This window comes from Ferrimonas lipolytica (assembly GCF_012295575.1).
GTDB lineage: Bacteria > Pseudomonadota > Gammaproteobacteria > Enterobacterales > Shewanellaceae > Ferrimonas > Ferrimonas lipolytica.
The window spans coordinates 1,724,651-1,740,154 of record NZ_CP051180.1 but is presented as its reverse complement, the minus strand read 5'-3'; the positions used below and the strand labels follow the sequence as shown (position 1 = coordinate 1,740,154).

Annotated in this window: 8 protein-coding genes, 3 tRNA genes and 3 rRNA genes; 7 read left to right on the top strand and 7 right to left on the bottom strand. The window is 48.5% G+C overall.

All coding sequences use genetic code 11. The features are described from left to right. Window positions 1-61: 61 nt before the first annotated feature. From HER31_RS08195 to metN, 5 genes are all read right to left on the bottom strand, one after another. Entirely contained in the window at window positions 62-1,828 is a 1,767-nt protein-coding gene (locus HER31_RS08195; protein ID WP_168660114.1) for a M48 family metallopeptidase, read from the bottom strand. After that, window positions 1,828-2,418 carry a LemA family protein gene (locus HER31_RS08190; protein ID WP_168660113.1) on the bottom strand — a complete coding sequence of 197 codons (591 nt, stop codon included), beginning with the start codon at window positions 2,416-2,418 and terminating at the stop codon, window positions 1,828-1,830. Before HER31_RS08190 ends, HER31_RS08195 begins: the two co-directional genes overlap by 1 nt. 404 nt (window positions 2,419-2,822) lie before the next feature. Further along, a complete protein-coding gene (metQ, locus tag HER31_RS08185; protein WP_168660112.1) occupies window positions 2,823-3,620 on the bottom strand; it encodes a methionine ABC transporter substrate-binding lipoprotein MetQ in 798 nt (265 codons plus the stop codon). Window positions 3,621-3,672: 52 nt separating this feature from the next. After that, window positions 3,673-4,326 (bottom strand): methionine ABC transporter permease, encoded by a 654-nt coding sequence (locus HER31_RS08180; RefSeq protein WP_168660111.1) that lies wholly within the window; start codon window positions 4,324-4,326, stop codon window positions 3,673-3,675. Beyond that, window positions 4,316-5,350, bottom strand: coding sequence for a methionine ABC transporter ATP-binding protein MetN (gene metN / locus HER31_RS08175; RefSeq protein ID WP_168660110.1), 1,035 nt, complete (start codon window positions 5,348-5,350; stop codon window positions 4,316-4,318). The genes HER31_RS08180 and metN overlap by 11 nt, the downstream gene beginning before the upstream one ends. Window positions 5,351-5,544: 194 nt before the next feature. Between metN and gmhB the strand changes: the two genes are divergently transcribed. The 7 genes from gmhB (at window position 5,545) to HER31_RS08140 (ending at window position 12,014) form a co-directional block, all read left to right on the top strand. After that, entirely contained in the window at window positions 5,545-6,099 is a 555-nt protein-coding gene (gmhB, locus tag HER31_RS08170) for a D-glycero-beta-D-manno-heptose 1,7-bisphosphate 7-phosphatase (protein WP_168660109.1), read from the top strand. Window positions 6,100-6,546: 447 nt separating this feature from the next. Further along, window positions 6,547-8,101 (top strand): 16S ribosomal RNA (locus HER31_RS08165). Window positions 8,102-8,196: 95 nt separating this feature from the next. Continuing rightward, window positions 8,197-8,273: transfer RNA gene (locus HER31_RS08160), tRNA-Ile, on the top strand. 34 nt (window positions 8,274-8,307) lie between these two features. Next, window positions 8,308-8,383: transfer RNA gene (locus HER31_RS08155), tRNA-Ala, on the top strand. A gap of 422 nt (window positions 8,384-8,805) precedes the next feature. Continuing rightward, window positions 8,806-11,694: ribosomal RNA gene (locus HER31_RS08150) — 23S ribosomal RNA — on the top strand. 81 nt (window positions 11,695-11,775) lie between these two features. Next, window positions 11,776-11,890, top strand: a 5S ribosomal RNA gene (rrf, locus tag HER31_RS08145). The 16S, 23S and 5S rRNA genes sit together here with 3 tRNA genes alongside, the layout of an rRNA operon. Window positions 11,891-11,937: 47 nt before the next feature. Continuing rightward, window positions 11,938-12,014: transfer RNA gene (locus tag HER31_RS08140), tRNA-Asp, on the top strand. A gap of 1,338 nt (window positions 12,015-13,352) precedes the next feature. Here the strand turns inward: HER31_RS08140 and HER31_RS08135 are convergent. Both HER31_RS08135 and HER31_RS08130 read right to left on the bottom strand, forming a co-directional pair. After that, on the bottom strand, window positions 13,353-14,828 hold the full coding sequence (locus HER31_RS08135; protein ID WP_168660108.1) for a DUF7467 domain-containing protein: 1,476 nt from the start codon (window positions 14,826-14,828) through the stop codon (window positions 13,353-13,355). 273 nt (window positions 14,829-15,101) lie between these two features. Further along, window positions 15,102-15,428 (bottom strand): hypothetical protein, encoded by a 327-nt coding sequence (locus HER31_RS08130; RefSeq protein ID WP_168660107.1) that lies wholly within the window; start codon window positions 15,426-15,428, stop codon window positions 15,102-15,104. Window positions 15,429-15,504: the final 76 nt, after the last annotated feature.

Genomic DNA, 15,504 nt, shown 5'->3' with positions numbered 1-15,504 from the left:
AGAAAGCTTCCTTAGATGAACAGCAACGGCTATTTATCAGTATTACTGACAGCGTAGGTTGCTAACTCTGTACGTTGTTGTTGCTATCGAGCGGTGATGGGGCGTCCAATAGCAAATCTAAACAGTGTAACAGCGCTTGCTCGTCATCATTGATGTGATTGTCTTGCTCTGCGCAACGGCGAAAAGCCAATAATAGCCGCTGTTTCTTAAGTGGCGGAGTTTTTCGTAGCTGTTGTAAGTCTTGCCCAGCAGCTTGCCAACTAACCTTTGGACAAAACTGTGCCTGATACAGCCCTAAACTGTTGCTTGCTCGATAAAATGCTCGTTGTTGCTGAGCAATGTCGGTACTGCCATGTATCGCCAGCAAGGACAATAATGCGGTCGTCGCTTCTGCTTGGTTCGAACCTTTCTGTTGCTGCTGGTCCGTTAGTAGGTAGTGGTTGATAAGTTGAAAAATACACCAGTTTGCTAATGTTGGTTGCTGTTGACCGAAATGACGATCGAGACGTTGTTGCAACTGTTGCGCTTGCGGTGGCGACAATTCCGACAGTGTTGGCAGCATAAGTTGGGCAGCAGTTAATCGTTGCTGCATGGTTAACGTCTTAAGTGGGTTGCCTTGCTCAAGATCGTCACTTGATGTTATCAGGGATAATGCCAAGGTTGAGAGTTGTTCTGGCTCTCTGGCTTGGTGTTGCACCTGTTGCGGCAATTGCGCCAACAACACCGCGCCAATGGTAGCTATTGGCGCAAGTTGTTCTTGTGTTGTAATTGGTTTGGGGTCAACTTTAGCAGCTGAACGTCCGGTTGAACGCTTGGTTTTTAGTACTACTTCGGCAAAGCGGCCGTCCCATTTTGGTTCTATCGCACGAATTCGTTTATCGATGGGGGGATGACTGGCCAATAAACTGTTAAATGACTTATAGCTGCCGAAGAATAGGTGGCTAGACTGGGCTGCATTAGGGCTTTCGATAAAACTATGGTGTGAATTGGCCGCGATGACCTTGAGTGCATCGGCAATAGTGCTTGGATCTCGGGTAAATTGTACTGCAGCAGCATCAGCTAGGTATTCTCGCTGGCGGTTTACTGCAGCCTTAATTATGTTCGCAAAAAAGCTGCCAATAAGGCCAAGTAGCATTAAGCCAAAACCGAGCAGAGCTATCTGACCACCATTTTTACGATTGTGCGCACCACCTCTAAGAACTAGCTCACCAGCATGGGAGATAAAAATGATCCCACTTAGTACGGCTATTAATCGCATATTCAGGCGCATATCGCCGTTAAGGATATGGCTAAATTCATGGGCTACCACCCCTTGTAATTGTGGTCGGGTGAGTTGATCTAATGCTCCTTGAGTAATCCCTATAACGGCATCCCGTTGTGTGTGTCCGGCGGCAAAGGCATTAATGCCTTGCTCCTCCTCCATCAAATACACTGGTGGTACAGCCATGTTGGCGGCCAGCGCCATCTCTTCGACGACGTTGAGCAGTTGCCGTTGTTTGAAGTTTTGGGTATTGGTTTGAATGCGCATGCCGCCCAGTGCCTCTGCAACCTTGCGACCGCCCCCCCGTAAGCCAAGCCATTTAATCATCACGACTGAAGCGATGACTAATAGCATAGAAACAGATAGGGCAACGCCACTCTCTGAACTCATTTGCGCCAATAAAGTAGCACCGTTAACGCTAATTTGTTGATCATTCAAAAGCGGTAACGCGAGAGCAACGAACAACAAGTTACAAAGCAGTAGGATGGCAATAACAGCAACGGTGAACAGGCCCATTAACAACAATGTGCGTTGGCGGGCTTGCTGTTGTTGGGCGAAGAAGTTCACTAAAACTGAACCTTCGGTGCAGCTTGGATCTCATTGGAATCGTCGAACTCAAGCAGTGCTGCGTCTTTACCGTGGCCAAAACTTGCTGCAAGCATAACCGCCGGAAACTTCTGTTTGTACTCGTTGTACGCCATCACGGCATCATTAAATCCTTGGCGAGCAAAGGCCACTCGGTTTTCAGTAGCGGTAAGTTCTTCTGAAACCTGCATCATGTTTTCATTGGCTTTTAGTTCTGGGTAGGCCTCCATTACCACGTTCAGTCTACCAAGTGCGCCAGTCAGCGCTGACTCGGCTCCACCAAGTTTACCTATGGCGGTGGCGTTACTCGGGTCATTACTTGCAGCTGAAAGCCCGGCCAGCGCTTGATTACGGGCAGATATCACCGCTTCGAGGGTCTCTTGTTCGTGCTTGAGGTAGGCTTTGGCGGTTTCTACCAGATTTGGAATCAAATCGTAACGTCGCTTCAATTGAACCTCTATTTGGGCAAAGGCATTTTGGTGGCGATTACGAAGGCTAACTAAGGTGTTAAAAATAACGATAACTAAAGCGATCAGGGCGATCACTATCGCAAGGGTAATATAGAACGACATAGGGACATCCTGTCTGGTCGAAAAATATCAATTTAGCGTGCTTGTGGTTGGAGTTAAAGTTTTGCGTATGAAAAACAAAATGAAAAGAGGAAGCCTAGGCTTCCTCTTATTTTGGTGGTGTACTAGCTAAGTGTTGTTGTTTCCAATGCTGTTAAAGCCCCGGCTAGACGAGTTTTGGTATAACGGGAAAGCACTACCGCCGTTGATCTTCTGCCGCTTTGGAGTGCGACCTAAGGCAAGGGGGATTCCAAAGGGGGCGAAGCTCCCCCCTAATGCATACAAGAATGTGCCGTCGCCATCGCGACATCGCCCCCTAAAAGCACCGCAATCGGTGAAGCCGAAGGCTTAAGATAAACTTCAACAGCTAGCTACGACACATCCCTTATTTTTGGTGGTGTCGTTAATTACCAGCCTTTAACGATGTTGCCATTAAATAGTTCAGAAGCGCGTTGGTAAACGGCGTCGGAGTGGTAAGCATCAACAAATTGCTTTACTCGTTCATCATTTTGGTTGTTGCTGCGGGCAACAATTAAGTTCACATACGGGCTGTCTTTTGATTCAACAAACAGACCCTCTTTTTCCAGCGTGAGGCCAGCTTGACCTGCAAAGGTGTTGTTGATTACGGCGAAGCTAACATCTTGCAGTGAACGCGGTAGCTGTGCGGCTTCAAGTTCTAAGATTTCAATCTCTTTAGGGTTCTCGACGATGTCACGTGGGGTAGCAGCTACACCAACGCCAGCTTTTAGTTTGAGTAAACCTTGTTGTTCCAACAGCACCAGTGAACGACCGAGGTTGGTTGGATCGTTTGGCACAGCGACCTTAGCGTTTTGCGGTAGCTGCTCCAGCGATTGAATGCTGCTGGAGTATGCTGCAATTGGGTATACAAAGGTGTTGCCAACGGCAACGATTTCGTAGCCACGAGCGTCAATTTGCGCGTCCAAGTACGGACGGTGTTGGAACGCGTTCAAATCGATGCTGCCATCGTGTAAAGCCGCATTCGGTGTTACGTAGTCAGTAAAGGCGATGATTTCGACATCAAGACCATACTTCTCTTTAGCAATCTTTGCGGCAACTTCAGCTACCTGTGCTTCTGGGCCAGCAATAGCGCCTAATTTTAGAGTATTGCTTGCAGGCTCATTGCCACATGCAGCTAGAACTAAAGTTGCGGCTACTGCGAATAGATTACGAATTGTCTTTTTCATTGGGGATTCCTTATTCATTTTTAATTATTTGAGTTGTTATGTGAATGTACGGCTATCGATGGTCGATGCGTCTTACAACAGCATCACCAAGCGATTGAAACAGTTGCACCAAAATAAGCAGTACGACGATGGTGGCGATCATTACGTCGGGTTCAAACCGATAGTAGCCATAGCGAATACCTACGTCGCCCAGACCGCCGCCGCCAACCGCACCAGCCATGGCTGAGTAGCTAACTAAGGTAACCAAGGTGATGGTGATGCTATTAACGATTCCTGGCAGCGCTTCTGGCAGTAAGATCTTAATAATGGTTTGCTTCTTATCGGCGCCCATTGCTTGGGCGGCTTCAATCAAACCAACTGGTACTTCAATAAGGGCAGCTTCAATTAGGCGAGCGATAAAGGGAATTGCACCGATAGTCAGTGGCACAATTGCTGCGATGGTACCGATACTGGTGCCAACGATCATGCGAGTAAACGGAATGATTGCTACCAGTAAAATAATGAACGGGACTGAGCGACCGATGTTTACCACTAGACCGAGGCTACGATGCAACAATCGGTTTTCTAGTAACTGCCCCTTTTTACTCAGATGCAGTACAACACCTAGAGGAACTCCGAAGAGGGTAGCCATAGCGCCAGCCACTAACACCATCTGTAAGGTTTGTAAGGTTGCGTCCCACAATAGCGGGATAAGATCAGTTGACATATCCAAGTACCTCTACGTCAATGTTGTGTTGTTGGAAGTACTCAATTGCGTGGTTGATTGCGTTGGCTTCACCTAAAACCTCAGCCAGCAATAAGCCGAATTTGCTGCCGCCGATAAACTCCATCTGAGCACTGATAATGCTTAAGTCGACGTTAAATTGCTGGGCAACCTGGGTAATAACCGGGGCATCAACAGTATCGCCATGGAAACAAAGTTGGATAACTGGCTTGTTATTATCAGCAGCACTGTTACTAAGAAGCGCTTGATAGGACTCCGGTAACTCAACGTGCAAGGTGCTGCGCACAAAGGTACGAGCCAATTCGGTTTTTGCGCCGGCAAAGAAAGCCCCAACTTCGGCTTGCTCAACTAGTTGGCCATCGTCAATTAGTGCCACTTGATCGCAGATCTGTTTGACGACATCCATCTCATGAGTAATCAGTAAGATGGTCAAACCGAGCTTCTGATTGATGGTCTTAAGCAGTTGTAACACTGATTTGGTTGTAGAAGGGTCTAACGCTGAAGTAGCCTCGTCACACAGCAACACCTTAGGATCGTTAGCCAATGCACGAGCTATCGCCACACGTTGCTTTTGACCACCGCTTAGGTTTGCTGGATAAACATTAGTTTTGTCACTGAGGCCAACCAAATCTAGTAACGGAGTGATCTTTGCTGCGATGGCGTCTTTACTTACACCGGCCAATTCCAGTGGCAATGCCACGTTTTGGTATACGGTTCGTGATGCCAGCAAATTGAAATGCTGAAAAATCATCGCAATATGTTGGCGTTCTTGACGCAGTTGCGAATCATTAAGCAGGGTAAGGTCGTTACCATCAATTAATACTGCGCCGGCATCAGGGCGTTCAAGCAAGTTCACGCAACGGATTAAAGTACTTTTACCTGCACCGGATGAACCGATAATGCCAAATATCTCGCCCTTGGGCACATGCAAGTCAGTTGGTTTCAGTGCTTCAATGCGCTTGCCACCTGATTGATACGTTTTGCAGATGGCGCTGAGAGTAATCATCTGTTGCCTTGCCCTTTATTATTTTCGTTTTGTTAGCGATAGCCAGTCTAATTAGACGTCTAGATTTCTGTCAATGGACATTTAGCCATTTGGACGTCTAAATGTGTTGTTTGCCGATTTTTACACCAGAAATTGTTGAAACAGAAGGGTTCGATGGTAATACTTGCGCCCAATCTTATTGGAGTGAACTACTAATGAACCAAAGCGCTGTATTTTTAGACCGAGATGGTGTGATTAATGTCGATCATGGTTACGTCCATGATGTCGAGTCGTTTGAGTTTATACCTGGAACACTAGAAGCCTGTGTAAAACTGCATCGAGCGGGTTACGCACTTATTGTTGTGACAAACCAAAGTGGCATCGCTCGTGGTTATTACGACGAACAGCAGTTTTTGCAGTTGTCTCAATGGATGCGTGAACAGTTTCAACAGGCTGGAGCACCGCTAACAGACGTTTATTACTGTCCGCATCATCCAGATAAAGGTAATGCACCTTATATAGGTAAGTGCGAATGTCGTAAGCCAGAGCCGGGAATGTTGTTACGTGCAGCTAAGGAACACAACATCGATCTATCCGATTCAATCATGATCGGCGACAAATATGGCGATATGTTGGCGGGTAAGCTGGCAGAAGTTCGCCAATGCGTATTAGTCCGCTCTGGTAAGTCGGTTGATGGTAAGGGTGAAGTCTTAGCTGACAGTGTCGAAGACAATTTAGCTGCGGCAGCAGAATGGGTCTTGAACCAATAAGGTCAGAAAACCACAACATCTAGTGGCTGATAATAGGGTGCTGGTTTAATTTTGAACGGTCAGATTAAATCGTTCAAAAATGGCTTGTCAGAAATAATTCGCTCCCTATAATGCGCATCTGTCGACGGGGCACAGCCACTTACCAAGTAAGTCGCTGAGCATTAAATCGACACCGCGAAAAGCCTTTGCGCTCTGGTTTTTACTTTTAAAAACTAAAGTCAAAAAGGGGCTTGACGGGGAAATAGGAAAGCGTATTATACGCCTCCTGCTTCGGCAACGAAGCCAAGTTCGCAAGAACTGCTCTTTAACAATTTGTCAGACAATCTGTGTGGGCACTCACGTAGAATTGAGAAATCATCATTTTCTCGATATTTACTGAGTGACTATACGAAATTCAGTATTCATTGAGTGTCTAGCTCTTAGGAGTTGGACAAAAAATCAAATCTTTAATTGAAGAGTTTGATCATGGCTCAGATTGAACGCTGGCGGCAGGCCTAACACATGCAAGTCGAGCGGAAACGATGATGATGAACCTTCGGGGGATTCATTAGGCGTCGAGCGGCGGACGGGTGAGTAATGCTTAGGAATTTGCCCAGTCGAGGGGGACAACAGTTGGAAACGACTGCTAATACCGCATACGCCCTACGGGGGAAAGGAGGGGACGCTTCGGCACCTTCCGCGATTGGATAAGCCTAAGTGAGATTAGCTAGTTGGTGAGGTAAGAGCTCACCAAGGCGACGATCTCTAGCTGGTTTGAGAGGATGATCAGCCACACTGGGACTGAGACACGGCCCAGACTCCTACGGGAGGCAGCAGTGGGGAATATTGCACAATGGGCGAAAGCCTGATGCAGCCATGCCGCGTGTGTGAAGAAGGCCTTCGGGTTGTAAAGCACTTTCAGCGAGGAGGAAAGGTCAACGGTTAATACCCGTTGGCTGTGACGTTACTCGCAGAAGAAGCACCGGCTAACTTCGTGCCAGCAGCCGCGGTAATACGAGGGGTGCAAGCGTTAATCGGAATTACTGGGCGTAAAGCGCATGCAGGTGGTTTGGTCAGTCAGATGTGAAAGCCCCGGGCTCAACCTGGGAACTGCATTTGATACTGCCAAACTAGAGTCCTTGAGAGGGGGGTAGAATTTCGGGTGTAGCGGTGAAATGCGTAGAGATCCGAAGGAATACCAGTGGCGAAGGCGGCCCCCTGGCAAGAGACTGACACTCAGATGCGAAAGCGTGGGGAGCAAACAGGATTAGATACCCTGGTAGTCCACGCCGTAAACGATGTCTATTAGGAGGTTGTTCCCTTGAGGAGTGGCTTCCAAAGCTAACGCATTAAATAGACCGCCTGGGGAGTACGGCCGCAAGGTTAAAACTCAAATGAATTGACGGGGGCCCGCACAAGCGGTGGAGCATGTGGTTTAATTCGATGCAACGCGAAGAACCTTACCTACTCTTGACATCCAGAGAAGCGACCAGAGATGGACGTGTGCCTTCGGGAACTCTGAGACAGGTGCTGCATGGCTGTCGTCAGCTCGTGTTGTGAAATGTTGGGTTAAGTCCCGCAACGAGCGCAACCCTTGTCCTATGTTGCCAGCACGTAATGGTGGGAACTCATGGGAGACTGCCGGTGATAAACCGGAGGAAGGTGGGGACGACGTCAAGTCATCATGGCCCTTACGAGTAGGGCTACACACGTGCTACAATGGTCAGTACAAAGGGTTGCCAACTAGCAATAGTGCGCTAATCCCATAAAGCTGGTCGTAGTCCGGATTGGGGTCTGCAACTCGACCCCATGAAGTCGGAATCGCTAGTAATCGTAGATCAGAATGCTACGGTGAATACGTTCCCGGGCCTTGTACACACCGCCCGTCACACCATGGGAGTGGGCTGCAAAAGAAGTGGGTAGTTTAACCTTTCGGGAGGACGCTCACCACTTTGTGGTTCATGACTGGGGTGAAGTCGTAACAAGGTAGCCCTAGGGGAACCTGGGCTGGATCACCTCCTTAAACGACATGATTACTTGTTTTGCGCTGAGTGTTCACACAGATTGTCTGATGAAATGTAAAGAGTGATTGAGAACCCATTCTCAATCAACGGTGACGGGTCTGTAGCTCAGCTGGTTAGAGCGCTCGCCTGATAAGCGGGAGGTCGGTGGTTCAAGTCCACTCAGACCCACCAACTTCTTTGAAGTTGTCACCAGGAAAAACTCGATGGGGCTATAGCTCAGCTGGGAGAGCGCCTGCCTTGCACGCAGGAGGTCTGCGGTTCGATCCCGCATAGCTCCACCATCTTCCTCCCCTAGTTTGGGGATGAGAAGCCAAAGCTAATTGCTTCTAGATAATAGAACAATTTACCTTTGGCTTTTTTTAGGCCTAGGCCTAATGAAAACCTTGCTCTTTAAAAATTTGGAAAGCTGATAAAATTTTCTCGAGAAACTGTAAGAGTTTCTAAATAAACAATCTTACAAGTGTCTAAAGATATCCGGCGTTACACCTCCTACCCGGAGCGTGTAACTAACGAAAACATTTGGTTGCGGCATATTACGATGCTGAGTTTGCATACTCAGAAGCGTATTGCGCAGGTATTTGGTTCTCAATCGCGGAGAAACGAGAGTGAGCGAGGAAGTTAGCTTTTGCTAATGACCGAAGTGAACGAACGGTTCAACAAAGAGTGAGATTCAAAGACCAAGCAAGACCCCTTGGGGTTGTATGGTTAAGTGACTAAGCGTACACGGTGGATGCCTTGGCAGTCAGAGGCGATGAAGGACGTAGTAACTTGCGATAAGCGTAGATTAGGTAGTAACAACCGTTGAGTCTACGATTTCCGAATGGGGAAACCCACTTGCATAAGCAAGTATCATTAACTGAATACATAGGTTAATGAGGCGAACCTGGGGAACTGAAACATCTAAGTACCCAGAGGAAAAGAAATCAACCGAGATCCCCCTAGTAGCGGCGAGCGAACGGGGGTTAGCCCTTAAGCATTTTAGAAGTTAGTGGAACAAGCTGGAAAGCTTGGCGATACAGGGTGATAGCCCCGTACACGAAAACGACTTTAGTGTGAAATCGAGTAGGACGGGACACGTGATATCCTGTCTGAATATGGGGGGACCATCCTCCAAGGCTAAATACTCCTGACTGACCGATAGTGAACCAGTACCGTGAGGGAAAGGCGAAAAGAACCCCTGTGAGGGGAGTGAAATAGAACCTGAAACCGTGTACGTACAAGCAGTAGGAGCCCACTTGTTGGGTGACTGCGTACCTTTTGTATAATGGGTCAGCGACTTACATTCTGTAGCGAGGTTAACCGAATAGGGGAGCCGTAGCGAAAGCGAGTCTTAACTGGGCGTCGTAGTTGCAGGGTGTAGACCCGAAACCCGGTGATCTAGCCATGGGCAGGTTGAAGGTGCCGTAACAGGTACTGGAGGACCGAACTCACTAATGTTGCAAAATTAGGAGATGACCTGTGGTTAGGGGTGAAAGGCCAATCAAACCGGGAGATAGCTGGTTCTCCTCGAAAGCTATTTAGGTAGCGCCTCGTGTCTTACCATTGGGGGTAGAGCACTGTTTGGACTAGGGGGTCATCCCGACTTACCAACTCCATGCAAACTCCGAATACCAATGAGTACAATCACGGGAGACACACGGCGGGTGCTAACGTCCGTCGTGGAGAGGGAAACAACCCAGATCGCCAGCTAAGGTCCCAAAGTACTAGCTAAGTGGGAAACGATGTGGAAAGGCTTAGACAGCCAGGATGTTGGCTTAGAAGCAGCCATCATTTAAAGAAAGCGTAATAGCTCACTGGTCGAGTCGGTCTGCGCGGAAGATGTAACGGGGCTAAGCTAGTCACCGAAGCTGCGAATGCTTATTTATAAGCATGGTAGAGGAGCGTTCTGTAAGCCGTTGAAGGTGGATTGAGAAGTCTGCTGGAGGTATCAGAAGTGCGAATGCTGACATGAGTAACGTTAAAGGGAGTGAAAAACTCCCTCGCCGGAAGACCAAGGGTTCCTGTCCAACGTTAATCGGGGCAGGGTGAGTCGACCCCTAAGGCGAGGCCGAAAGGCGTAGTCGATGGGAAACGGGTTAATATTCCCGTACCGCTAATTACTGCGATGGAGAGACGGAGAAGGCTAGGCTAGCGCGGCGATGGTTGTCCGCGTTTAAGGTAGTAGGCTGTTCACTTAGGCAAATCCGGGTGAACATTAGGCTGAGAGCCGATGACGAGGTGCTACGGCACTGAAGTAGTTGATGCCATGCTTCCAGGAAAATCTTCTAAGCTTCAGGTAATTAGAGATCGTACCCCAAACCAACACTGGTGGTCAGGTAGAGAATACCAAGGCGCTTGAGAGAACTCGGGTGAAGGAACTAGGCAAAATGGTACCGTAACTTCGGGAGAAGGTACGCCGCTGACGGTGATGGGACTTGCTCCCTAAGCTATTGGCGGTCGCAGATACCAGGTGGCTGCAACTGTTTATCAAAAACACAGCACTGTGCAAACTCGTAAGAGGACGTATACGGTGTGACGCCTGCCCGGTGCCGGAAGGTTAATTGATGGGGTTAGACTTCGGTCGAAGCTCTTGATCGAAGCCCCGGTAAACGGCGGCCGTAACTATAACGGTCCTAAGGTAGCGAAATTCCTTGTCGGGTAAGTTCCGACCTGCACGAATGGCGTAATGATGGCCACGCTGTCTCCACCCGAGACTCAGTGAAATTGAAATCGCAGTGAAGATGCTGTGTACCCGCGGCTAGACGGAAAGACCCCGTGAACCTTTACTACAGCTTGGCACTGAACATTGAACCTACATGTGTAGGATAGGTGGGAGACTATGAAACTTTGACGCTAGTTGAAGTGGAGTCAATCTTGAAATACCACCCTTGTACGTTTGATGTTCTAACGTAGGCCCCTTATCGGGGTTGCGGACAGTGCCTGGTGGGTAGTTTGACTGGGGCGGTCTCCTCCCAAAGAGTAACGGAGGAGCACGAAGGTTGGCTAATCACGGTTGGACATCGTGAGGTTAGTGCAAAGGCAGAAGCCAGCTTAACTGCGAGACAGACACGTCGAGCAGGTACGAAAGTAGGTCTTAGTGATCCGGTGGTTCTGAATGGAAGGGCCATCGCTCAACGGATAAAAGGTACTCCGGGGATAACAGGCTGATACCGCCCAAGAGTTCATATCGACGGCGGTGTTTGGCACCTCGATGTCGGCTCATCACATCCTGGGGCTGAAGTCGGTCCCAAGGGTATGGCTGTTCGCCATTTAAAGTGGTACGCGAGCTGGGTTCAGAACGTCGTGAGACAGTTCGGTCCCTATCTGCCGTGGGCGTTTGAGAATTGAGAGGGGCTGCTCCTAGTACGAGAGGACCGGAGTGGACGAACCTCTGGTGTTCCGGTTGTATCGCCAGATGCATTGCCGGGTAGCTAAGTTCGGAATCGATAACCGCTGAAAGCATCTAAGCGGGAAGCGAGCCTCGAGATGAGTTCTCACTGGAACTATAAGTTCCCTAAAGGGCCGTCGAAGACTACGACGTTGATAGGCAGGGTGTGTAAGCGTTGTGAGGCGTTGAGCTAACCTGTACTAATGACCCGTGAGGCTTAACCATACAACACCCAAGTGGTTTTGCGGATATCGCAGAGCTTGTGAGATTGTAGAGAAAGTCAGCTTACCAAATTTACGTTTTTTGTCTGATGACAATAGCGCTGTGGCCCCACCTGATCCCATGCCGAACTCAGTAGTGAAACGCAGTTGCGCCGATGGTAGTGTGGGAGTTCCCATGTGAGAGTAGGTCATCGTCAGACACCTTTTTAGATAATGGCTGAATGCAATTATCTGCACAGAATAGTGCGGAGTGGTAGTTCAGTTGGTTAGAATACCGGCCTGTCACGCCGGGGGTCGCGGGTTCGAGTCCCGTCCACTCCGCCATTATTTCGAATAAGCCCTGTCCTTTGGACAGGGCTTTTTTCGTTTCTGGCGTTTGGGAAAATGGCGGTTGCGATATATGCGTCGTTGCGGGAGTGAAGGATGAACGAGTCGATAGTGGTGAAGCGTCAGTTCAGTTAGTTGACTCCTCATTTACAACTCAGCGGCCTGTCACGCCGGGGGCGCGGGTTCGCTGGTGATAAGGGACGAGTCCACTGGGCCATTATTTCGAATAAGCCCTGTCCTTTGGACAGGGCTTTTTTCGTTTCTGGCGTTTGCGAAAATGGCGGTTGCGATATATGCGTCGTTGCGGGAGTGAAGGATGAACGAGTCGATAGTGGTGAAGCGTCAGTTCAGTTAGTTGACTCCTCATTTACAACTCAGCGGCCTGTCACGCCGGGGGCGCGGGTTCGCTGGTGATAAGGGACGAGTCCACTGGGCCATTATTTCGAATAAGCCCTGTCCTTTGGACAGGGCTTTTTTCGTTTCTGGTGTTTGGGAAAATGGCAGTTGCGATATATGCGTTGTTGGGGAGTGAAGGATGAACGAGTCGATAGTGGTGAAGCGTCAGTTCAGTTAGTTGACTCCTTATTTACAACTCAGCGGCCTGTCACGTCGGGGGACGCGGGTTCGCTGGTGATAAGGGACGAGTCCACTGGGCCACTATTTCGAATAAGCCCTGTCCTTTGGACAGGGCTTTTTTCGTTTCTGACGTTTGGGAAAATGGCAGTTGCGATATATGCGTCGTTACGGGGGTGAAGGATGAGCGAGCCGATAGTGGTGAAGCGTCAGTTCAGTTAGTTGACTTCTTATTTACAACGCAGCGGCCTGTCACGCCGAGGGTCGCGGGTTCGCTGGTGATAAGGGACGAGTCCACTGGGCCATTATTTCGAATAAGCCCTGTCCTTTGGACAGGGCTTTTTCGTTTCTGACGTTTGGGAAAATGGCGGTTGCGATATATGCGTCGTTGCGGGAGTGAAGGATGAACGAGTCGATAGTGGTGAAGCTTCAGTTCAGTTAGTCGACTCCTTATTTACAACGCAGCGGCCTGTCACGCCGGGGGCACGGGTTCGATGACTGATTGATGATTAGTTAGGGTAATTCAAGCTTACAATTGGCGCTAAAAGTTGTTCTTGTTAGTTTTGCCATGGGCACCCGCTTGCGTATGAGGCGCATGGTAACCCCCTTAACCAGATAGCCAATTTTAGTGTTTAACAACACAGGGAACGTGTTTAGTAAACCTTAGTTTAAGTTACCATCTGCTATGGGCAGGAAGAATAAACAGACGCCCTGTTACAATAAGTGGGCGTCTGTTGCTGTTCATTACTACTGAGGTGGTGATTAATTATGTCCTTTTTTGTGTTTCTTACCGCGCTTTTTTTTCTTATCGTGGCGTTTGTCTTTATGACTGCAAGTGCTGCATTGATTACCCTCTTCAAAGCCGACTAGCACTAACGGACCAAACTGATCACCAGTAGCGAGTGGTACCGAACACGATGTATGAATATCTAAAAAAATGCTGTCATCGCCATCACTTAGCAATATTTTCGATTGCGCCGGTAAGCGCCCACGTTGACCACCTACTGCATTGCTAATCAAGCTAAACTCTTGCCCAGTAGTAACTTCGTTACTACTTAGTTCAATACCACTGCGACGGCGCTTATTAGACGTGACTTCAATATCCACGTTGTCAGCACCGTTTAAGTTTCCATAACATGAAAACTTATCGCCTTGGTCGTTGTTGGAGGCATCACAACTACCACCGATGTATTTGAATGTAAGCACCTTAGGCCGGCACTCACAGGCATTCTCGACCTCCTGGGGAACTGAGATGCCAGCAGCCAACCATACAAACGATGCAGGGTTGTTACCATTGTTCGGATCTGGGGCTGCACCATCACCGCGCTCGGATAGTATTTGAATTTCGATATAATCTGCGCCGGCTGGGATCCTTACATTTCGTACGTAATCATCCCATTCATCCCCTTGGCTGCTGGTTAAGGCATCTATATCTCTGGTTAGATCTGCAGGGTCGTCACCTACTTGGATCTCAACCACAGAGTGGCGCATGGTGCCAGACTGGACCGTCCCCTCAACACTGGCAACAAACATCGACAGATCGGCGAAGCGCTCGCTATCCGTTGCCTCGAAGTCGAAACGAACTTGGCGAGTGTAAGTCAGATTGTCATTGCTGGTACGAACACCGCCCCACCAACCGGCATCGTGTCCATCTACAAGTTGAACGGTTGAGCTGCTGCCGTCACTGTATATTAATAAAATGCCTGCGCCATTCTTACCATCGTCTCCCTTGCCAGGTGGCAAAGATATATCGTCAAGGCCGGTAATACTGAATGTGTTACCTCCGCTGCGGAGGAGATCAGTTATGTCAGCTCGAATGGTTGCTGAGAGGGCATCGTAGAAAGCGAGATCTTGAGTGCCGCTATCGTTGACGTGTGTGCCAATAATGGTACCAAATACGTCATACATGTTACCGTCATCACGAACGACTTGGAGGCTGGTGTCGAACTGTGAGTCCACGTCGAAGACCTGCCAATACAGTAATGCTCGTTCAATGGTTTCGCCTTCGTTTACCGTAATCGAGATAACACCGGGCTGCTCCGGCAATGAATGTAGACCCGTCCCTGATATCCTGATCTTGTTACCGGCGTTAATAGCAGTAACGATGTCTGGATCGGTAGGAGTTTGTAATACCTCATCGCCGTCAGCCAACACGGATATCGGCATAAATAACGTAAATACCGAAAGGATGGCAGCTGCGGTTAGCCTGCTAACGTTGATTAAGTGATCTGCTCGCATGGTTGCTCCGTTTAATTTTCATCGTCGTTAGATGAGGGGCAAGAGCTCCGTCAAATGAATGTTGCTGCGCCTAAACCCTATAAATAAAGCATAAAATAGTTAATTTGCGAGCTTATCGGCGAGAACACACTGTGCGGTACATGCGGTACATGCGGTTAAGGCTAATCGAAATTGATCCGAATCAGCCAAGGTTAACAGGCCAGTTTGTTAGGCGATGGGCAGGTTGTGGTTTTGCGGGGGTAAAAAAGGTGGCTTATGCCACCTTTTAATTAACTACTTTTTTACGGATTCTAAATCCACCATGGTAGTTACTAGTTCGTCATAGCTCATGTTCAAATCGCGAGCCATATTAATAAGTTTAGCTCGATAAGTTTGCAGCCGTTCAGCCTTTTGCGCTTTCTCAGAGCGATCGTGGATCATCTGATCTAGGGTATCGCGAAAGGTTATTAACTGTTTATCGTTCCATTCTAAGTTTTCGATGTAACTACGCATCTGCTTAGCGGAGCGAGTGCTAGACGTTAGCTCAACCCCTTGTTGTTTTTCTTGTTCTATTTCAATTAATGCAGATCGGAATGCATCTTCTAATTGTAAGTTGCTCATATATGGGTATGAGACCTCTTGAATGTTCGAGTGAATTACGCATCCATGCTGTATTAAAAACTTATCCCCAACGCAT